Source organism: Leucobacter sp. 1207-22, from assembly GCF_052850455.1.
The window spans coordinates 275,272-295,248 of the sequence record NZ_VXCR01000004.1; the positions used below are offsets into that span (position 1 = coordinate 275,272).

A 19,977-nucleotide genomic window follows, 5' to 3' on the forward strand; every position below is an offset into this window, starting at 1 on the left:
TGATTCGAGGGTCTCGAGGTGTTTCGAGATGCGGGCGAAGAGCCTAGAGCTTAGAGAATTTCAGCGCGCAGCTGCTCAGCAGACTTCGGCGAGAGCAGACCCGGAGCGATGTCAAACGGAGTCTTCGCGCCAGTATCACCCTGCGCCGCGAGACGAGCTGCAGCGCGTGCGTATGCGACAAGCACACTCGAGGTGAATTCAGGATTCGAGTCGAGTGCAAGCTTGTACTCGATTGTGTGGTTGACACCGGGTGAAGACTCACCACTGCGGATCACGAAGCCACCGTGCGGCATGCCCTGATGATCGCGTGCAAGCTCTTCAGCAGAGATGAAGTTCACCGTGGTGTCGTACGGCTCGAAGTAATCGGGCATCGTCACGATCTCGTTCCGAACTGCCTCTGCGTCAGCGCCCTCTGCAAGCACAACAAAGCACTCACGAGTGTGCTGCTCACGAGTAGTGAGTTCAGGCTGCTCCCCCGAGCGGACGCGCTCAATCGCTGACTCTGCGGGCAAGGTGTACTGCACCGCACCAACGACGCCCTCGATACGGCGAAGCGCATCAGAGTGGCCCTGGCTCAAGCCTCGACCCCAGAAGGTGTATGTCGAGCCCTGCGGCAGGATTGCCTCGCCGTACAAACGGTTGATCGAGAACAGGCCCGGATCCCAACCGGTCGAGATAATCGCTACCGTGCCTGCTGCGGTTGCAGCAGCGTCTACAGCTGCGAAGTGCTCAGGAACCTTGGGGTGGGTGTCAAAGCTGTCAACAATGGTGAATCGTGCAGCGAGCTCAGGGCTCTGCACGGGCAGGTCGCTGCGCGAGCCGCCGCAAAGGATAAGGACATCAATCTCATCAGCGTGTGCGTCGAGATCAGCAAGAGCATATGCGGGCGCTCCCGCAGTTTTCACTGCTAATGGATCGCGGCGTGAAAACACGCCGACAAGCTGCAGGTCGGGGCTCAGTGCGATCGCCTTTTCGACGCCGCGTCCGAGGTTGCCGTAGCCAACAATTCCGATACCGATAGGAGTGGTCATGCGAATCATCATATGATGATTTATCGGTGCGACACGCGGGTTTTACGTCATATGACGCTCACCGTTCATCAAATCTGTTAGCCGAGGCCAAGCACGGAAATCGCGACGGTGAAGTAAATCATGAGACCGCTCGCATCACAGAATGTCGAGATAAACGGCGTCGAGAAGACCGCGGGATCGACCTTGCATGCACGGGCCACGAGCGGAATGACGCCACCAACGGTCGCCGCGATTGGCAGGTTGATGATAATCGTCAAACCAATAACAATGCCGATGGGTACTTCGTAGACGAGGCTTGCAATACCGAACGCGAGTACCGCAAGAATTGCGCCAAGCATGAGCCCTGTTCGCACTTCCTTGAACGCTACTCGCGCAGCATCACGCAACCGCACCTCGCCCATTGCGAGTGCGCGGGTGACGGTTGTCGCGGCCTGCGACCCGGTGTTGCCACCGATGCCGGTCAGGAGCGGAATAAAGAGCGCCAATGCGACCTGCTGCTCAAGCGTTGCTTCATAGAGTTCAAGCACGTTGACCGTGAGCACTGCAGAAACGGCAAGCACCAGAAGCCACACGATACGCGAGCGCGCGATCTTCCGTACTGGCGTCAGGAGGTAAGGGCGGCGAAGCGGCTCACTGGCACCGGCGCGCGCCTGATCCTCTGCAACCGCTTCCTTATCGATCTTGGCGGCATCGCTAATCGGCAGGAGGCCTACGAGGCGGTGCTCTTTGTCGACGACGGGAGCAAGCAGGCTGCCAGAGTCAAGGAGCTGACGCGAGGCATGCTCGATGTCTTCGTTTGTGGTGGCCACGATCGGGTCATCATGCATGATGTCGGTGACGACCGTACCTGGTGCAGAGCGCCAGACGTCAGCGGGGTCGAGCGTACCGAGCAGGATGCGATCACGCGTGATGACGGGAATTGCTGCAAAGTCAGCAATGTGCACGTCTTCGGTGTTGATGCGGGTGGCCAGCGTCGCCACCGTATCGTCGGCGTACGCGCGAACACGCGTTGGCGACATGTGCCGCCCGACCGATCCTGTTGGGTACCCGAGCAGCGCCATCACCGGCCCGCGCTCGGTCACATCGATTGACGCAACCAATCGCTTTGCGACCCGAGCGGGAAGTTCGTCAAGCAGTCGAGCCTGCTCGTCAGGATCAATCGTGGCGAACACTTCAGTGATCGCCCCATGCCCGAGTTCGTCTACAAGGTCAGCCTGCGTTGAGGTGTCGAGGCTGTCAAACACGGGAGCGGCTTGGCTCTTATGCAGCAGTCGGAAGACTACGGCAGCTTCGTGCGTTGGCAACGCATCGATGATCTCTACGAGCTCAGCGGCCTCAAGCGTGTGCAACGTTGACGCGAGACCTTGGAGATCACCTGTCTGCAGCGGTTCACGGATCTGGGTCTGAAAGTCGACCATTTCGGCACCTTCTGGATTCGCGCACCAAGATTCGGTGCGGACGGATATTGAGAGCGCACGCCTCAAGTCACCTAATTCCAGGGCTGCAGCGCGCTATACCGTCCTGGAGGTGCGGTGAGATCGACTGAGCGGATCGCCCATCATGCACCTCCTGCCGTGTTTCACAGCGAGTCAGCGAATCTGACTCCAAGAAATACCTATGTTACCCGATTTGTAGCGTGGTAAGACAGGTCGGATCTTCTGGTCCCGTCGTAACCACCTGCGTGCCGGTCTTTCCACCAGCTGTGACGGTGACCTCATATTCGTTTCCACTCTTCAACCAGACGCCGGTGAAACCGTTGTCCGCGATGGTCCGCGCTTCGTCAACGACCGCTTCTCCGGTCGCCGTATTGACGATCCGCAGCTCAATGTCAGCCCCACCCATTTCTCCGAGGCAGGTCGTGAGACTGTGGAACGTGCACGGATGTGTTTGCTCAACATACGGCGCAATCGAAAGGTAGAACTCACCTTCGGGGATTGCTAGGTTCTCTGCCGTAGATTCACCGGGCTGCAGCTGCAGCTCCATTGGCGTCACCGAGGCGATGAGGTTGGTCGGACGCTCTGCCACGGGAAGTGCGTCCAGCGCGTTGATGATCTCACGCGGGTTCGTTGTTGAGATACCAAGCTCCGACAGTACATCGGCGGCCTCTGCAGCTTCCGAAGACTCGGCTGCAGCGCCCTGCGGCGCAGAAGCATCATTGCCGGTCGAGCAGCCAGTCACCGCAAGCACGGCCGCGAGGGCAAGAGCAGAAACAACGCCAAAACGCACAGTCATGAGGTCATCTTCCCAAGCCTCACCACAACGTTCGCTGTGAGTCTCCCAGCCCGCCGGTGCTCACGATTGTGGCGACGGCTGCGGTTCCGCGATCTGCCCGCTTGCTCGCTTGCCGAACGGGTCAAAACACCAGCTCACTGCGAGCGCAGTGCCCGCGGCAATGAAGCACGCGGCGATGCGCTCACCGGCAAGCACGTAGGCCGGGAGATCAATGCTCGATGTCAGCAGAATCGCTGGCGTGAGAAACGCAACAAACAGTGCGTAGTTACCCATGTTGATGTACGCGAGGCAGAGGATTCCGCACACCGCGGCGGCGGTGATTTGAGCTGGCTCTGGCGCGAACATCATGATCGTCGCGAAGATCGCGCCCACGATCGTGCCAATCATGCGTTGCCGCACGCGTGAGACTCGGTTGTCGAATCCGACAGAAAGAATCATGCAGAAGGTCAGCAGCGTCCACTCAGCAAGTGTTTTTCCGACGACCTCACCGAGTACCAGGATGAGCACGGCGCCAGACGCAAACATGAGCCCGTACCGCAGACGCTGTCGAGTACTGGTGGGCTGTTCAAGCTTGCCTCCCTTTTGGGGGTTCAACCAGCCAACAAGCAACATCACCGCTGCACCCGCGACCGAGCCGAGCGCCACGTGCCAGAGTTCCATTGATCCGCTCGCCCCGAATCCAGAAAACACGACAAAGTTCACTGGAGACCGACTCAGCGACGCGATTTCACCGATGCGGAACATGCCTTGGACGAGGCACACCACCACGACACCGGCAAGAACTGGCCAGAATCCCAAGCCACCCACCAGGAAACCAGCGAGCGCGACCACAATGGCCCAGCAGGCTGAGAGCACGCGAGTTCGCAAGACGAACGTGCGCACTGGCGAGAGCAGGAGCAGCATTGCGAGATAACCCGCGCGAGCAGTGTTCGGCCCGACGACCACGTGCAAGAGTCCGAGCACACCGATCGCCGCAACTGCGAGCATGACGGCTCCGAGAACGGCGGCCCTGGTCAGGCGGAACGAGAACCCCTCGGATCGACGCGCGGTGCCCTCACTCATCGCCCCATGCTATCGATTGAAGTGGAAACACAAAGGGCGGATCAGTGAATTCCCTGTTCGCAAAGTTGCACATACTGGAGAATTCGCTGATCCGCCCGAGCAGCAGATACGTACCGGCTAGCCGAGTGCGCGCGTGAGCAATACTTCAGCAGAGACGCGCGGACCGGTGAAGAACGGCGTCTCTTCGCGCACATGACGTCGCGCATCGGTCGCGCGAAGATCACGCATGAGATCTACGATACGAAGCAGGTCGCTTGCCTCGAACGCAAGCAACCACTCGTAGTCACCAAGCGCGAATGACGCAACCGTGTTCGCAAGCACGTCGGTGTAGTCACGCGCCGCCGCACCGTGCTCGCGGAGCATCTGACTGCGTTCCTCGTCTGACAGCAAGTACCACTCATAGCTACGCACGAACGGGTACACGCACACGTAGTCGCCCGGGGTCTCACCGGCGAGGAACGCAGGAATATGCGTGCGGTTAAATTCAGCGGATCGATGCACACCAATGTTTGACCACACCGGCGACAGACGTCCCTCAGAACCCTCGATGATGGCGCGGTAACCAGCCTGGAGAGCTTCGGTCGTTGGCGCGTGGAACCAGACCATGATGTCGGCGTCGGCGCGGAACCCAGAAATGTCGTACCAGCCGCGCACCTCGAGGCCGTCTGCTGCCGCGATCCGCGCCTCAATATCTGCGATTGAAGCAGCAGAGTCGTCAACCGGCGCAACCAGTCGGTCCTCTGCGAAGACTGCGAACATGGTGTAGTTCACAGCGCTGTTGACACTTTCGGCGATAGCTGAGTGATCAATCATGACGGATCTCCTTAATCCTCGGGTCCTGCAAGTACCGGTTTGCCGGTGACTTCGTTGTGGCACATGCGGCAGCTACCAGGAGGTGCCACATCAGGCAGCGCCGCAAGTTCGCCAAGCGTGCGCGCGGTGACGTCTTCGCCACGCTCGCGCGCTGCGCGCTCAAGCACGAGATCAACGAGACCAGCGACGAACGGGGCGCGCACGCCTGCGGTGTCTGCACGCACCGCATGAATGCCAAGTTCCTCTGCAGTTTCAAGCGCTTCGGTATCAAGGTCGTATACGACCTCCATGTGATCCGAGATGAAACCGATCGGCGCAAGAATCACCTTTGTCACACCTGCGGCGGCAAGTGCCTCGAGGTGGTCGTTCACATCAGGTTCGAGCCACGGGGTGCGCGGATCACCAGAGCGCGAGCAGTACGCAAGCGACGAGTCGAAGGTGGGTGCTGTCGGGCCAGCAAGGAGCGCATCAATCGTTGAGCGCACGTCTTCGTGCTGCTCACGGTAGCCGGGTCCGGTGACTGCAGATGCGTCCTGCATCGTGTCTGGAATCGAGTGGGTGACGTACACAATATGCGCACCGCCAAGCTCACCGGGGAGCTTCGCTGCGGCCTCGCGAATCGCATCTGCGTTTGCAGTCACGAACCCGGGGTCGTTAAAGAACGGGCGCACAATGTCGATCTCGGGTGCAATGTCGCCGAGCGCTGCAACATCAGCAGCGAGGTGCTCGCGGTACTGGCGACTACCGGAGTACGACGCGTATGCACTCGTCACGATCGTCAACACGCGCTTGGCGCCGAAAGCCGCAGCGTCGCGGAGCGTATCTACCGAGTACGGATGCCAATTGCGATTGCCCCACACCACTGGCAGGTCAATCCCGCGTTCAGCGAGCTCGGCCTGCAACGCTGCAACGAGTTCGAGGTTCTGCTCGTTAATGGGGCTCTTGCCACCAAAGTGGCCGTAGTGCTCTCCGACTTCAGCGAGACGTTCGTCGGGGATTCCCTTTCCCACGGTCACGTTTCGCAAGAAGGGAAGAACATCTTCCGGCGCATTCGGTCCACCAAATGAACACAAAAGCACAGCATCGTACGGATAGGCAGGTTTGAGATGAGATTTGTCAGTCACACTCCGACGCTATTCGCCCGAACCTGAACGTCTGATGTGAAACATCGGACGTGATACATCTGACCTGGAACTATAGTGATTGCCGATCGGGCTTCTCACCGGTCTGCCAACTTTCGTCAGGAGCTCAACCGTGACCCGCATGCGACATCCCGTGCTGTGGACGACCGCTATTGGCGTGATCGTACTCCTTGCAGCTGCGATTGTCTCGCTCATGCTCGGAACGGTGAGGCTTTCACCCTCCGAAACGTTTGCAGCGTTGTTTGCCGGTGCCCCCGGCAGCGCCGGTGCGCCAAGCGCTCCGGCAGCAGATCGTTCGGCGGTCCAAGCCCATGCCGTGGTGTGGTCGATCCGTCTCCCCCGCATCATGGTTGCCATGCTCGTCGGCGCAGCTCTCGCCGTTGTCGGCACCGTTATGCAGGCGATTCTTCGCAATCCCCTCGCCGAGCCAGGCATCACCGGCGTCTCTGCGGGCGCCGCAGTCGGCGCCGTTGCTGGCATCACCTTTGGCTTCTCAGGAAACAGCCAGTGGGGCGTCCCGCTCGCTGCCTTCGCCGGAGCGGCCATCGTCGCACTCATTCTGCTTGGCGTGCTTCGCGCCCGCCGCGACCTGCGCCCAGGCACCATCATCCTCGTCGGCGTCTCACTGAGTGCGCTCGCTGGCGCCATCATCAACGTCCTCATCGCGAACGCCCACGACGATGCGCTCGTTCGAAGTGCGATGTTCTGGCTGTCCGGTGACCTCGAGTTGCGTCGCTGGGATCACGTCTGGCTTGCGATCGTGCCGATTACGCTGGGCGTTGGCTATCTCCTCACCCGACTACGTGCGCTTGACGCCCTCGCGCTCGGCGAAGAAATTGCTGCGACGTCTGGCATCAATGTGAACCGCGAACGGACGGTCCTGCTGCTCGTGGCCGCCCTCGTGACTGGTGCCGCAGTTGCCGTGAGCGGCATCATCAGCTTTGTTGGCCTCATCGTGCCTCATTTCCTGCGCCTCATCGTCGGCGCAGCTCACGCCAGGCTCCTTCCGCTCACCGCGCTCGGTGGTGCGCTCTTCCTCGTCATCGCCGACACGATCGCGCGCACCGCATTTGGCGCAGTCGTCGTGCAGACGGGCGTTGTCGCGGCGCTCGCAGGCGCACCGGTGTTCCTGTTCCTGCTGCTGCGACGGAGCCGCGCATGATGCCCGAACCACTCCTACTGACTGACTTCGGTGCGATGCGCGGCGGCCGAGCGCTGGCCGATCCGCTCACGGTACGCATTGAGCCCGGGGCTGTGCTCGGCATCGTGGGGCCGAACGGCGTCGGTAAATCTTCACTCCTTGGCGCTATCGCCCACACCGGCATCAGCAGCTACGGCGAGATCAGCTTCGGGGACCACAATCTGACACGCATGTCGGCTCGCCAACGCGCCAAACACATTGCCCTCATGGCGCAGGACCACGGCGCACCGGGTGAGCTTCGAGTGCGTGAGCTTGTCGGAGTCGGCGCGTGGGCATCCGAACGGAAATACCCCAGCATGGCGGTTGACCGCGCGCTCGATCAGGCGGGTATTGCGCACCTCGCGGACCGATCCTACGCAGGGCTTTCTGGCGGCCAGCGCCAGCTCGTCCAATTCGCACGAGTCCTCGCGCAGCAGACCCCCGTTGTCGTACTCGATGAGCCCACGAGCGCACTCGATCTCTTCCACCAGGGTGCCGTTGAGCGCATCATGCGCGATCTTGGCGAAGAGGGGCGGATCGTGATCGCCGCGATCCACGACCTCAGCCTCGCACTGAACGCATGCACCGACGTGCTCCTGCTCCACCCCGGCGGCGTTGCCCACCACGGCCCACCGCAAGAAGTGTTGCACCCAGAACGCGTCTTTGATGCCTACGGCGTACACACGTCAATTCACACGACGGAGCAGGGCAGACACATGCTCGCGACCGCGGATCCACGCACAGACTTCACCAGCATTCGAAAGGACACGTAATGCACCTCACCCGACCACTCTCAGCCACGGCCCTCGCCGCCGCTTGTCTTGTCGCGCTGACAGGCTGCGGAACCGCTGCCGACACCGACAACACGGCTGAGGCACCGGCAGCTGAAGCGGCCGCGTTCCCGCGCACGATCGACATTCCTGCTGGCGCCAAGGGCGGCGAAGCAACACAGATGACGATTGAGGCGGAGCCTCAGGCAATTGCGGCCCTCGATTACGAGAGCGCAGAGGCAATCGCAGAGCTTGGCCTCGCTGACCACCTCGTACTCATTCCTGAGGCAGTACTGAACCCAGCGCTTGGCGGCCACGTCGATGAGCTCAGCAAGGTTCCGGGGACTTTCCCCGTCGCAATGAACCTCGATCCTGAGACGGTCATCGCAGCGGCACCCGATCTGGTCATTTCAAGCCCCCGTCACGGCATGGATGACACCATCGGCGAGACGCTTGAGCAGGCTGGCATTCAGTCGATGCAGCTCCCCTCATCATGGACGAGCGTTGCAACCCTCACGCAGAACATCGATCTCATAGGCCAGGCCACTGGCGCCGATGCGGCTGCTGACAAGCTCACTGCCGAGATTGAGCAGGGACTTGTTGCTTCCGGATCCGCAGATGACCAGAGCGAGGCGACGGATGCGCCAAACGTGCTTGTGCTCAACAACCAGGCCGGTCGACCGTTCATTACGGCTGGCGAAGCCTTCCCACTTGAGCTGTTGACCCTTGCTGGCGGCCACAGCGCTGGTGCGGATCTCGGCATGCGCGCGACCGGCCCAATTACCGCTGAGCAGATCATTGAGGCAGATCCCGCCGGCATCGTCCTGATCGACATGAACGGATCGGGAGACCGCCTGTTCAAGGATCTACTTGACAACCCCGGCATCGCTGCTCTCCCCGCTGTTGCGAACGACAAGATCCTCCGCGTGACCGGTCAAGAGGTCCAGGCGCTCGGCCTGAACTCGACCGTTGACGGTCTTGCAAAGCTCTCAACTTGGGTAGCCACGCTGGGCTAACGGGCAACTTCGGGGCGCGATCGGTACACTCAACCCATGGCCTCCCCTCAGCTCGGATCACACAAAGTGCGAGACACACTAGCTTTCCTCCGCGCGCGCATCAGCAGCGGCGAGTGGCCAATCGGCGAACTCATTCCTAAAGAACCAGAACTCATGGAGCTCATTGGTGTCGGTCGCTCGACCGTCCGTGAGGCCGTGCGCTCTCTTGCAACGCTCGGAATGCTGCAGGCAGTTCCTGGCGTTGGCACGTTCGTGCGAGCACGAACGCCAGTCAGCTCGATCCTCACGGAGTTCCTGCAGGAGCAGGATCTCGAAGAGGTGCTTATCTATCGTCGTTCGCTTGAGATCGAGGCGGCGCAGACCGCCGCAATCAAGCGCACTGACGAGCAGCTTGAGGCTCTGCGCCAAAGCTATAAGCAGAACCACACTCACATTCTCAATGGCGAGTACGGCGCTGCAGAGCTGGGCGATACGCACGAACGCTGCAACGACATCACCCGTCCCGACTCATTCCACCGCTTGATCGTCGAAGCGAGCGGCAGCAAGCTGCTGCTTGACCTCTACACGGGCGTCATGGCAGTACTCGGACGCGCAGTTGACAGCGGGGTCGCCTTCCTCGGAATCACCCCGGAGACCATGGACCTAGATCACGGCGCACTCCTACGTGCGATTGAGGATCGCGACGTCCGCGACGCCGCACACACCATGGCGCTGCATGCCGACCGTGACCTCGGTCTTCACACCGACATGTTGAGTCTGCTTCCCCACACGGAACGCGCCGAAAGCCTCATCGGGGCCGGGTACGATCCGCAGACTGGGAGCTAACTCTCAGCTGGCGCTTTTCAGCGGGGCGACATGCGCAAGCGTGTCGCCCCGCTGTCGTTTTGTTGTCTTACGGATCTGAGGTTCTACGCCAAGCTTGCACTAAGTTGCACATTAATGTGCACTTTAGGGGTAAGCTATTCACGTGAAACAGAGCTGGAGCGTCTTTACACGCGATGTTAAACGAATCCTGCGCACAAGAAAAGCGTGGGTCATCGTCGTCGGTGTACTCGTCACGCCTGCCCTCTATGCGTGGTTCAACATCAACGCATTCTGGGATCCGTACGAGAACACCTCAAACATCACCGTCGCAGTGGTCAACCTTGACAAGGGGGCAGAGAACGACCTCACCGGCAAGGTGAACATTGGCGACGAAGTCGTCAAGGAACTGAAGGCCAACCATCAACTTGGCTGGCAGTTCATGGATGAGGCAGACGCACACGACGCGGTTGAAAGCGGCGATGCCTACGCAGCAATCGTCATTCCTGCAGAGTTCAGCTCTGACCTCCTGAGTCTCACGACCGGCAGTTTCACGCAGCCAGCCCTCGAGTACTTCGTCAACGAGAAAAACGGCATGATCGGGCCGAAAATCACTGACGTTGGCGCATCAACACTCGACGCTCAAATCACCAGCTCGTTCAAGGAACAGGTTGCAGACGCCGCGACCCAGGCCATTAAAGACACTGGCGACTCGATCGAACTCAAGCTGTTCAACGCGCAAGACAAGACGGTGAACGCGTTTGATCAGACCACCAAGACCCTCGAGAATGCCAGGACGAGCCTGGCAAACATGCAGTCAGGCATCGAGGACTCGCGCGGCACAATCTCTTCTGCACGCAAAACACTCACCGATGTGCGAAGCACACTCGACGATGTCAAGGAGTCAATGACTGCGGCTCAGTCGGCACTCGTTGAGACGCAGCGCGAACTCGTCGCATTCACCGATGCGGCGTCGAATGCGTACCTCACCGGTGCGACGCTCCTGGCCGATTCTGCTGCCTCAGCGCAGACCTCAATCACGCACCTCACGCAAGAACTTGATCAGGCTGGCGTTCGCCTCGATGCGTCCATTACCGAGATTCAGAAGTCGATTGAGGCAAACAAAGAGTCAATCGAGAATCTTGAGGCATTGATCAATGACGCTTCAGTTCCCGATGATACGAAGGCTGCGCTGCAGTCTGCGCTCGACCAGCTCAAAGCGCAGAACGCGGCGAACGACGAAGTACTCACCAAGCTCAAGAATCTGAGTAGCAGCACAGCTGGGGCCGCGACTTCAGTGAACGAAGCCGTATCCGCACTGTCCGCCGCGATGGACAACACGAAGAATGCCGCTGGCGACATGCGGAAGATTCTGACCGAAACTGTTCCCGCAGTGAATTCCGCTGTCTCACAGCTCTCAGCGAGCGCGTCAGCGTTCACCGCTGCAATCTCCGCGCAGCAGGAAGTTCTCACGCAGGCAGACGGACTCCTCGCGGGCATCGATACACAGCTGGTCGCGACAGGATCCGCGCTCACCAGCTTTGATGAGGACGTTAAGGGTCTCATCACCGGCGTGAAAACCGCACGTGCAGACGTGCTGGCGATGTCTGCAGCGTCTGAGTGGGGCATGCTCACCACGATCACGACGCTCGACCCAGACCAGATCGCGAGCTTTGTGTCGTCACCGGTCACGGTGAACGAGATCCAGGTGTTCCCCATCAAGACCTACGGCTCAGCGATGGCAGCACTCTTCACGAATCTGTCATTGTGGATCGGCGCGTTCGTGCTCATGGTGATCTTCAAGGTCGAGGTCGATACCGAAGGCCTCCGCCGTATTACCGTCCGCCAGGCCTACATGGGGCGGTTCTTCCTATTCGCGCTTCTCGGTATGCTGCAGGCACTCATCGTGAGCGTTGGCAACCTCGTTATCGGCGTGCAAACCACAAGCGCAGTCGCATACGTCGGCACAAGCATGCTCATCTCGATCGTGTACACGAGCATTATTTACGCACTGTCGTCCGCCTTCGGCCACGTCGGTCGCGGCCTCTGCGTGCTGTTTATCATCATGCAGATTCCGGGTGCTTCTGGCCTCTACCCGATTGAGCTCATGCCAGGGTTCTTCCGCACGCTCTACCCGCTCCTGCCCTTCTCATACGGCATCGATGCGCTGCGTGAGACCATCGGCGGCTTCTACGGTGGTCACTACTGGAAGTTCATGGGCGTCCTCGCGCTCATGTCGGTGATCGCATTCATCATCGGCATTACGCTGCGCACGCGCTTCGGCAACTTCAACCGTTTGTTCAACCGACAGATCGCTGAGACCGATCTCATGATTGGCGAGAAGGTCGCCGTTGTCGGCCCTGGCTACCGCCTCATTGATGTCATTCACGCGCTGAAGAACCGCGACGAGTATCGCGAAGACCTCGCGGTGCGCGAACGCGCGTTCACTCACCACTACCCCAAGCTGCTGAAGAGCACGCTCATCATCGGCGCGATCGGCATGGTCGTACTCGGAATCATCGCGTGGGCGTTGCCGGGCGGTAAGGCACTCATGCTCGGCCTCTGGGTGGCATGGTCACTACTTGTCATCGTCTCGCTTATCGTGCTCGAGTACATCAAGCAGAGCTTCATCCAGGCGGCCAAGGTCGCAGACATGCCGGAGGAAGAGCTCCGCGAAGCAGTCATGGCGAGCGCCATCACTGAGCAGGGCGAAGAGGAGTCGCGCGCATGAGAAACATCATTGATCTGATCCGCCGCGATCTGCGTCACGCGACCCGCAATGTCATGGCTGGCATTGTGCTGTTCGGCCTCGTCGTCATTCCATCACTGTTCACCTGGTTCAACGTCATCGCGAGCTGGGACCCGTTCGAGAACGCGAGCAACCTCAAGGTTGCCGTCGCCAGCACCGACGCCGGGTACCAGAGTGACCTCATGCCGGTTCGCATCAACGTGGGTGAACAGGTGTTGTCACAGCTGCGCGCGAACGACGCACTCAACTGGGTGATCACCAGTGAAGAAGACGCGATCGACGGTACACGCTCTGGCGAGTACTATGCAGCGGTCGTGCTTCCTGCATCATTCAGTACCGACATGATGACCTTCTACACCAACGGTTCCGAGCGCACGAGCCTCGACTTCTACACGAACGAGAAGAAGAACGCGCTCGCCCCGAAGCTCACCGAGCAGGGCGCAGAGGGCATCTCGGCACAGATCAGTGAAACGTTTACCGAAACCCTCGGTGATGTCGCGGTCGGGATGATTTCCTCACTCAGTGATTACCTCACTGATGAGAACACTCAAGCGATGCTCACGCGCGTAGAATCCCGCGTCGGTAACATCTCACTGCAGCTTCGCTCAAGCGCCCGCACGACCGAGATGCTCACGTCACTCGTCGACGCAAGTATCCCGCTCGTTGACAGCGCGGAATCCCTCGTGAGCGCGGCAGGTGGCGCCTTCGGCGATACCAAGAACGCGCTCGGCGGCGGTGCCGCTGCTGTCGAGGATTTGAAGGGCACGCTGCAGGGTGCGTCAAGCGCGCTCTCGACAGCACTCGATGCCTCGACTCAGGGATATGACGCGGTCGCAGCAAAGATTGATGCTGTCTATGCGAGCAGTCAAGACCTGAGCGCCGCCCAGGCAGACGAACTCGACGCTCTGGCCGGACGCGTCCAGGCGCAGATCGATGCCACGCAGCAGCTCCGCGATGACATCGCAAACGCCACTGCAAGCCTGCCGCAGCAAGACGAAGCAACCAAGCTGCTCGCGCGTCTCGATGATTCAATCGCTCGCCAGACCGTCGTGCGGGATCGTCTCACCGAATCGGCGCAATCGATCCGCGACGGCAACGCCAAGGCGCAAGAGTCACACGACAAGAACATCGCAGCGATCAACGATGCAAAGGCTGCACTCGAGGCAGCTCGCACCTCGTATGAGTCCGGCCTCAAACCGCAGCTCGACAAGCTCGGAGCTGCGGTCGAGGCTGTGAGTGGCGACGTGAGCGCGATCCGCCAGGATCTTGCAGCGGCATCAGACGGTCTCTCAGGCGCAGGCGGATCAGTGCGCGACGTACTCGATCACTCGCGCGATGCAACGTCGAAGCTTTCGAAGTCGCTCACCGACGCGGCCGACAAGTTCGACAAGATTCAAAAGACCATCAAGGATGCCACCAATACCGGAGATCTCTCGAAGCTTTCAGAGGTCATCGGTTCCGACCCCGGTACGCTCGCCACATCGCTCGCGAACCCCGTGCGCGTGGATCGCACAGCGGTCTTCCCTGTCGCAGGGTTCGGCGTGGGTGTTGCTCCGCTCTACATGGTGCTTGCGCTGTGGGTCGGCGCACTGCTCATGACGGTCACGATCCGCACCGACGTCAACAGCGAGACGCTCCCCGACCGCGATGAACTCAGCCCCACTGAGCAGTATCTTGGTCGCTACGGCATCTTCGCGCTCGTTGGACTCGCGCAGAGCACCCTGCTCTCGCTTGGACTCATCTTGTTCGTGCAGATCGAACCCGCGCACCCGTTCCTGCTCGTGTTCGCGTCATGGATGATCTCGCTGGTCTTCACCCTCATCATCTACACAGCAGTCGTCGCCTTCGGCAACGCTGGTAAGGCACTTGCCGTCTTGCTGCTGGTCATCCAGGTGTCTGGCGCTGGCGGCGCCTATCCGCTGCCACTGTTGCCTGCTTGGTTCCAGAATGTGAGCCCGTTCCTGCCAGCCACCTACGCAGTGGATGCGCTCAGAGCGGCCGTCGCTGGCGTGTACAACGGTGACTTCTGGGTTGCAATCGGCATGCTTCTGCTGTTCACCATTCCCGCGTTGCTGCTCGGCCTTGTGCTGCGTCGCCCGCTCATGTCGTTCAACCGCGGTCTCATCGAGGCCGTCGAGTCAACGAAGCTCATGTAGAGGTGATATCGATGCCAACCCCATCTTCAGTACGCAACGTCGTACGCCGAGGCCCGCGCAGCGATGCCACCGCAAACCGGGAAGCACTTATCCAAGCTGCGCAATCGGTGCTGGCACAGCAGCCCAACGCTTCCCTCGTCACGATTGCACAGGCGGCGGGCCTCTCCCGGCGCGCGTTGTATGGACATTTCCCCGAACGAGAAGCACTCATTCGTGCCGTCGTCGAGAGCGGTGCCCGGAAGTTCAACGACATTGCTGAATCAACGAACCACGCGGATCCACGAGTCGCTCTCGCGCTGCTCGCCGCACGGCTGTGGCGCGAAGCATCAGCTGTGCGTGCCTCTGCAAACATCGCTTTGGATGACGCGCACGTTGCAGACACAGCGCGGGCACTCGCACCGCTGCGTCAGCGTCTGCGTGCGCTGACCGAGACCGGTGTGGCCGATGGGTCCTTCCGACAAGACCTTTCGCCAGCCGTGCTCGCGTACCTTGTCGAGGAGGCCGCTCGCACCACCCTGCGCGGGCGATCATCTGACTCGGCGCTTCCGCCGTCTGAGATCGCGAACGCTGCCGATACCGTCGTACGGGTCGTGCTCAGCATCGTCGGGCTCGGATGGCAGGAACAGGTTGCACTGATTGAGGCGCATCCGGAGGTGCTTGCGTAGGCACTTCGGGTGGGCAGATGAGTGGCAGGTAGTTGATTGAGTAACAAACTCCAGTAGTCTGTACACATGTCATCTTGAGTTTTTCCTTCCTGCGTCCGAGGCATGTGCCCGGCGGGAACCGTTGAAAACTTCGAGGTTGCTCATGTCTTTCTCTTTCGTCTCTCCTACGACAACAGCCTCAGCTCACTTGCGGATCGATGACATATCGATCTCGTTCCGTGATCGTCGCGTACTCACTGATGTCTCTCTCCTGGTTTCTACTGGCCAACGTGTCGGGTTGATCGGAGAGAACGGTTCAGGAAAATCAACGCTTTTGCGTATTGCTGCTGGCATCACACCTCCTGATACCGGTTCGGTCTCAGCGATTGGGACGAGAGGGGTCCCTCCGCGCGTAGGTTTGCTGCACCAAGCACACGCCTTCGAAACCGGTGCCACCGTCACGCGCGTGCTGGACACCTTTGTTGAACCCGTGAGAAGCGCAATCACGAATGTCGACAACAGCGCAACGAAGCTTGCCGCAAGGCCTGAGGATAGAGAAGCCGCAGATGCCTACGCAGAAGCATTGGATCTTGCGGAGCGATTGCGTGCGTGGGATCTTGACGCACGAATATCTGCGATGCTTGCGGGTCTCGGGTTAGGCGATCTTCCACTCGATCGCGCAGTGCAGGACCTGTCAGGAGGGCAACGCGCACGTTTGGCGTTGGCAGGGCTGCTTCTCAGCGAACCTGACGTGCTCTTACTTGATGAGCCCACCAACCATCTTGATGATGCAGCCACCGAATACCTGCACCGCATGCTCGTTGATTGGCGGGGACCGGTACTTATGGCGAGTCATGACCGTGCCTTTCTCGATGAAACGGCGACGGGACTGGTAGATCTTGACCCCGCGCCGCTCCCGCAGGCCATGACTGAATCCTTGGAAGAAGACAGTCCTGGGTCCGGGGTCGGTGCCGTCTATTTCACCGGCGCATACAGTGACTACCTCGCTCGTCGAGCTGCCTCTCGGTCACGTTGGGAGCACCAGTACCGAGCTGAGCAGGATGAGCTGAAGCGTCTTCGCGCCTCCGTACACGGCAACCAGATCGTTGGTCATCACGACTGGAATCCCAGAAGCGAGGTGCGGGCGGCACAGAAGTACTATGCCGACCGAAACGCGAAGGTCGTCTCACGTCGAGTGAACGATGCAAGGTCACGACTGGATGAACTCGAGGCGCGACAGGTTCGTCAACCACCAACTCAGCTTCGGTTTGCTGGCCTTGGCACGCCATCAGAGGCAGCTGCCGCGGAAACGCCAACGGCAGCCGACACGGATGAAACGCAGATCAGGCTCGTTGACGTTGCGCTCACAGGTCGCCTTGCACCGGTATCGATCAGTATTCATGCGGGCGAAAAGCTCCTGATCACCGGAGCGAATGGCGCAGGAAAATCCACTCTTCTCCATCTCATCGCCGGAGGCCTGACACCATCGAGCGGTCATGTTGAAATTGATCGCTCCGCGCGAGTTGGGCTGTTGACACAGGATGTAGTACTCCCCGACCCGTACGACCGTGGCCCCAGTCGCACGGTAGATCAAACGTATGTCGACCTCGTCGGGCGGGAACGCGCCGAACGCATTCCACTGTCGACCTTTGGGCTCGTAGCAAGCCGAGACGAGCGCAGGCAACTTACAGTGCTCAGCCTGGGGCAACAACGACGACTTGCGCTAGCCGTTCTCCTTGCAGACCCACCTGAGGTGCTGCTCCTTGATGAGCCAACGAACCATCTCTCGTTACTTCTTTCGACAGAGTTAGAAAACGCCATCGCGGAGTACCAAGGAACGGTCATCGTTGCCTCACACGATCGGTGGCTGAGGAAGCGTTGGACCGGGCAGCAACTCCAGCTCACTGGCGCCTAACGCTGCCCACACACTTCTAAGCAGCCACCGCCGCAGCCCGCCCAACCGGATCCTGCTTCGCGATCAGCCGCAGGTGCCATGCTCGCAGCACCTCTACGAGCACGACGCCGATGCCAACGACGATAAGCACGAGCACGCCAAGATCGTTTGGCAGCCATGTCACCTGGAAGAAGTCACGCGTGAACGGGATCACCCAGACCAGGCCCAGCCCGGCGTACATCGCGAGCACAATGAGCACGCGGAACGGATGAATCGGGCGTGCCATGACGGCCAGCACCCACAGGGCGACACCGGCAAGCGTGAGCGTTGAGGCAGACTGCAGTTCGATCGTTTGGAATTCACCCATGTTGTATGCGCCGATGCGTACGGCAATCAGCGCGGCCGTGACGATAAGACCGGCGGGTATCGAGAAGGCAAGGGAGCGTTTCAAGAAGCCTGACCGGTAGCGTGCGGCGTTCGGCATGAGCGCGAGGAAGAACGCGGGGATGCCGATTGTGAGGCCATCGGTGATCGAGAGCTGACGCGGCAGGAACGGGAATGCCCAGGCGAACAGACCGAAGATCACACCAATCGCGAATGCATACATCGTCTTCGTCAGGAACAGCATCGATACGCGTTCGATGTTTGCGATGACACGACGTCCCTCGGCGACAACGCCGGGCATGCGGTCGAAGCGGCCGTCAAGCAGCACCAGGCGGGCAACGGCCTTCGTGGCTTGCGCGGCGGTGTCCATGGCGATGCCGAGGTCCGCTTCCTTGATCGCGAGGGCATCGTTCACGCCGTCGCCCGTCATCGCAACGACGTGACCGCGGCGCTGCAGGGCGCGCACCATCTCAAGCTTCTGACGCGGAGTCACCCGGCCAAACACGTGCTCACGTTCGAGCACTTCACCCAGCTCGTCGAGATCTTCTGGCAGTTCACGCGCGTCAAACCCGGCTTCGCAGTTGAGACCAACCGCTCGCGCAACGGCTGCGACGGTGCGCGGATCATCGCCAGAGATGACTCGGACGTCGACGTCTTGTTCCGCAAAGTAGCCGAGCGTCTGGGCCGCGTCCTCGCGCACCTGTTCCTTGAACGTCAAGATCGCGACGGGAAAGAGACCTGCCGGAAGTTCCGGCTGCTCACCGACGGGTGTGAGATCGTCGCTGTACGCGAGCACGAGGGTTCGGGATCCCTGTTCAGCAAGCCGTCCTGCCTCGGCAAGCGCCGCGCGGTTCGCGTCGTTCTCTGCGCGCATCACAAACTCTGGTGCGCCAAGGATCCAGGTGCCTTCTGCGGGTGCGGATCCGCGCCCCACCAACAGCCCACTCCACTTGCGCGCGGAATCAAACGGAATCGGTGTCGGATCGATCGGCTGTTCGGCGTCGGCAAACGGTACAGCGAGGGATGCGGCCGTTCCGTTCGCATCTGGCGCCGAGCCAAGGTAGCTCAGCACGCCTTCCCAGCCCTGCACCGGCTGCAACTCGATCGCCCGGTCAAACGCCATCTCACCGGTCGTGAGTGTGCCCGTCTTATCGAGGCAGAGCGCGTCGACTCGTGCGAGACCTTCGACTGCTGGCAGCTCCTGAATGAGCACCTGCTGCTTCGCGAGCGAGACGCCACTGACCGCGAACGCAATGCTTGTGACGAGCACGAGCCCCAGCGGCACCATCGCGATGACCGCTGCAATCGCACCGACCGCTGCTTCTTGCCAGCCGCCGTTTGCAATTGCGACTGTCCAGCCGCCCTCCGATTGCATCTGTCCGTTGACAACGATGACAATCATGACCGGCAGCAGCCACATGATCCACTTGAGCAAGCGGTCGATGCTGCCACGCAGTTCCGACTTGACGAGCGAGAACTTTCGAGCATCTGACGTGAGCTTTGCCGCGTACGATTCTGCGCCGACGCGAATCACCTCGGCGGTTCCGCTGCCGGTCACGACGTTTGAGCCCGAAAGCACCTCGTCACCGGATCGCTTGCGTACTGCATCCGATTCGCCGGTGAGCAAGGACTCATCGAGTTCGAGTCCTGTCGGGCCCGCATGATCCGTGTCAATGATGCGGGCATCTGCTGTGATCTGATCACCAACGTGCAGCACGAAGACGTCGCCGAGCACGACCTGCTCCTGCGGGATCTCCATGACTTCACCATCACGGATCACACGAGCCGTCGGAGCATTCAGCACTGCAAGTCGGTCAAGCGTGCGCTTTGCGTTGAACTCCTGCACCACTCCAATGACGGTGTTGAAGATCGCTGGCAGGCCGAACAGCGCATCCTGCCAGCGCCCGAGCACAAGCAGAATGCCGAAGCCCGCGAAGACAATGGCATTGAACAGCGTGAATACATTAGCCGCGAGGATCGCCCACAGGGACCGGCTCGATGCGTCTGGGGCTGCGTTCCCTCGTCCGTCGGCGAGCCGTTTGGCTGCCTCCGCGCTGGAGAGACCTGTTGTCGTCACGCTCATGTCGTCCAGCCTATGAGACA

General features: G+C 60.4%; 15 protein-coding genes. 8 read left to right on the plus strand and 7 right to left on the minus strand.

Annotated elements, in window-relative coordinates:
- Positions 1-50: 50 nt before the first annotated feature.
- The 6 genes from FW756_RS09530 to FW756_RS09555 all read right to left on the minus strand — a co-directional run bounded on the left by FW756_RS09530 (position 51) and on the right by FW756_RS09555 (position 6,262).
- Positions 51-1,031: a diaminopimelate dehydrogenase gene (locus FW756_RS09530; RefSeq protein ID WP_446429909.1), complete on the minus strand. Its 981-nt coding sequence runs from the start codon at positions 1,029-1,031 to the stop codon at positions 51-53.
- A 77-nt stretch (positions 1,032-1,108) separates the two neighbouring features.
- Positions 1,109-2,449 carry a magnesium transporter gene (gene mgtE / locus FW756_RS09535; RefSeq protein ID WP_446429910.1) on the minus strand — a complete coding sequence of 447 codons (1,341 nt, stop codon included), beginning with the start codon at positions 2,447-2,449 and terminating at the stop codon, positions 1,109-1,111.
- Between the two features lie 202 nt (positions 2,450-2,651).
- Positions 2,652-3,263: a CueP family metal-binding protein gene (locus FW756_RS09540; protein ID WP_446429911.1), complete on the minus strand. Its 612-nt coding sequence runs from the start codon at positions 3,261-3,263 to the stop codon at positions 2,652-2,654.
- Between the two features lie 60 nt (positions 3,264-3,323).
- Positions 3,324-4,325 (minus strand): FUSC family protein, encoded by a 1,002-nt coding sequence (locus FW756_RS09545; protein ID WP_446429912.1) that lies wholly within the window; start codon positions 4,323-4,325, stop codon positions 3,324-3,326.
- 117 nt (positions 4,326-4,442) lie between these two features.
- Positions 4,443-5,138, minus strand: a complete 696-nt coding sequence (gene hemQ, locus FW756_RS09550; protein ID WP_446429913.1) for a hydrogen peroxide-dependent heme synthase — start codon at positions 5,136-5,138, stop codon at positions 4,443-4,445.
- 11 nt (positions 5,139-5,149) lie between these two features.
- Entirely contained in the window at positions 5,150-6,262 is a 1,113-nt protein-coding gene (locus FW756_RS09555; protein ID WP_446429914.1) for a ferrochelatase, read from the minus strand.
- A 139-nt stretch (positions 6,263-6,401) separates the two neighbouring features.
- Here FW756_RS09555 and FW756_RS09560 point away from each other — a divergent pair, with 139 nt between their 5' ends.
- The 8 genes from FW756_RS09560 (at position 6,402) to FW756_RS09595 (ending at position 17,511) form a co-directional block, all read left to right on the plus strand.
- Entirely contained in the window at positions 6,402-7,442 is a 1,041-nt protein-coding gene (locus tag FW756_RS09560) for a FecCD family ABC transporter permease (protein ID WP_446430038.1), read from the plus strand.
- Positions 7,439-8,233: an ABC transporter ATP-binding protein gene (locus tag FW756_RS09565; RefSeq protein ID WP_446429915.1), complete on the plus strand. Its 795-nt coding sequence runs from the start codon at positions 7,439-7,441 to the stop codon at positions 8,231-8,233. Before FW756_RS09560 ends, FW756_RS09565 begins: the two co-directional genes overlap by 4 nt.
- Entirely contained in the window at positions 8,233-9,246 is a 1,014-nt protein-coding gene (locus FW756_RS09570) for an ABC transporter substrate-binding protein (protein ID WP_446429916.1), read from the plus strand. Before FW756_RS09565 ends, FW756_RS09570 begins: the two co-directional genes overlap by 1 nt.
- Before the next feature lie 36 nt (positions 9,247-9,282).
- Positions 9,283-10,071: a FadR/GntR family transcriptional regulator gene (locus FW756_RS09575; protein WP_446429917.1), complete on the plus strand. Its 789-nt coding sequence runs from the start codon at positions 9,283-9,285 to the stop codon at positions 10,069-10,071.
- A 142-nt stretch (positions 10,072-10,213) separates the two neighbouring features.
- Positions 10,214-12,778, plus strand: a complete 2,565-nt coding sequence (locus FW756_RS09580) for a YhgE/Pip family protein (protein WP_446429918.1) — start codon at positions 10,214-10,216, stop codon at positions 12,776-12,778.
- Entirely contained in the window at positions 12,775-14,952 is a 2,178-nt protein-coding gene (locus FW756_RS09585; protein WP_446429919.1) for a YhgE/Pip family protein, read from the plus strand. The genes FW756_RS09580 and FW756_RS09585 overlap by 4 nt, the downstream gene beginning before the upstream one ends.
- An 11-nt stretch (positions 14,953-14,963) precedes the next feature.
- A complete protein-coding gene (locus FW756_RS09590; protein WP_446429920.1) occupies positions 14,964-15,617 on the plus strand; it encodes a TetR/AcrR family transcriptional regulator in 654 nt (217 codons plus the stop codon).
- A gap of 142 nt (positions 15,618-15,759) precedes the next feature.
- The gene (locus tag FW756_RS09595; protein WP_446429921.1) at positions 15,760-17,511 is read left to right on the plus strand and encodes an ABC-F family ATP-binding cassette domain-containing protein; all 1,752 of its coding nucleotides are present in this window, start codon (positions 15,760-15,762) and stop codon (positions 17,509-17,511) included.
- 16 nt (positions 17,512-17,527) lie between these two features.
- Here FW756_RS09595 and FW756_RS09600 read toward each other — a convergent pair whose 3' ends face one another.
- On the minus strand, positions 17,528-19,957 hold the full coding sequence (locus tag FW756_RS09600; protein ID WP_446429922.1) for an HAD-IC family P-type ATPase: 2,430 nt from the start codon (positions 19,955-19,957) through the stop codon (positions 17,528-17,530).
- Positions 19,958-19,977 lie beyond the last annotated feature (20 nt).

What these genes read in the sequence shown, in the direction of transcription:
- FW756_RS09530 (WP_446429909.1), bottom strand. Translation starts at nt 1,031, where the DNA reads ATGACCACTCCTATCGGTATCGGAATTGTTGGCTACGGCAACCTCGGA.
- mgtE (WP_446429910.1), bottom strand. Translation starts at nt 2,449, where the DNA reads ATGGTCGACTTTCAGACCCAGATCCGTGAACCGCTGCAGACAGGTGAT.
- FW756_RS09540 (WP_446429911.1), bottom strand. Translation starts at nt 3,263, where the DNA reads ATGACTGTGCGTTTTGGCGTTGTTTCTGCTCTTGCCCTCGCGGCCGTG.
- FW756_RS09545 (WP_446429912.1), bottom strand. Translation starts at nt 4,325, where the DNA reads ATGAGTGAGGGCACCGCGCGTCGATCCGAGGGGTTCTCGTTCCGCCTG.
- hemQ (WP_446429913.1), bottom strand. Translation starts at nt 5,138, where the DNA reads ATGATTGATCACTCAGCTATCGCCGAAAGTGTCAACAGCGCTGTGAAC.
- FW756_RS09560 (WP_446430038.1), top strand. Translation starts at nt 6,402, where the DNA reads ATGCGACATCCCGTGCTGTGGACGACCGCTATTGGCGTGATCGTACTC.
- FW756_RS09565 (WP_446429915.1), top strand. Translation starts at nt 7,439, where the DNA reads ATGATGCCCGAACCACTCCTACTGACTGACTTCGGTGCGATGCGCGGC.
- FW756_RS09570 (WP_446429916.1), top strand. Translation starts at nt 8,233, where the DNA reads ATGCACCTCACCCGACCACTCTCAGCCACGGCCCTCGCCGCCGCTTGT.
- FW756_RS09575 (WP_446429917.1), top strand. Translation starts at nt 9,283, where the DNA reads ATGGCCTCCCCTCAGCTCGGATCACACAAAGTGCGAGACACACTAGCT.
- FW756_RS09585 (WP_446429919.1), top strand. Translation starts at nt 12,775, where the DNA reads ATGAGAAACATCATTGATCTGATCCGCCGCGATCTGCGTCACGCGACC.
- FW756_RS09590 (WP_446429920.1), top strand. Translation starts at nt 14,964, where the DNA reads ATGCCAACCCCATCTTCAGTACGCAACGTCGTACGCCGAGGCCCGCGC.
- FW756_RS09595 (WP_446429921.1), top strand. Translation starts at nt 15,760, where the DNA reads ATGTCTTTCTCTTTCGTCTCTCCTACGACAACAGCCTCAGCTCACTTG.
- FW756_RS09600 (WP_446429922.1), bottom strand. Translation starts at nt 19,957, where the DNA reads ATGAGCGTGACGACAACAGGTCTCTCCAGCGCGGAGGCAGCCAAACGG.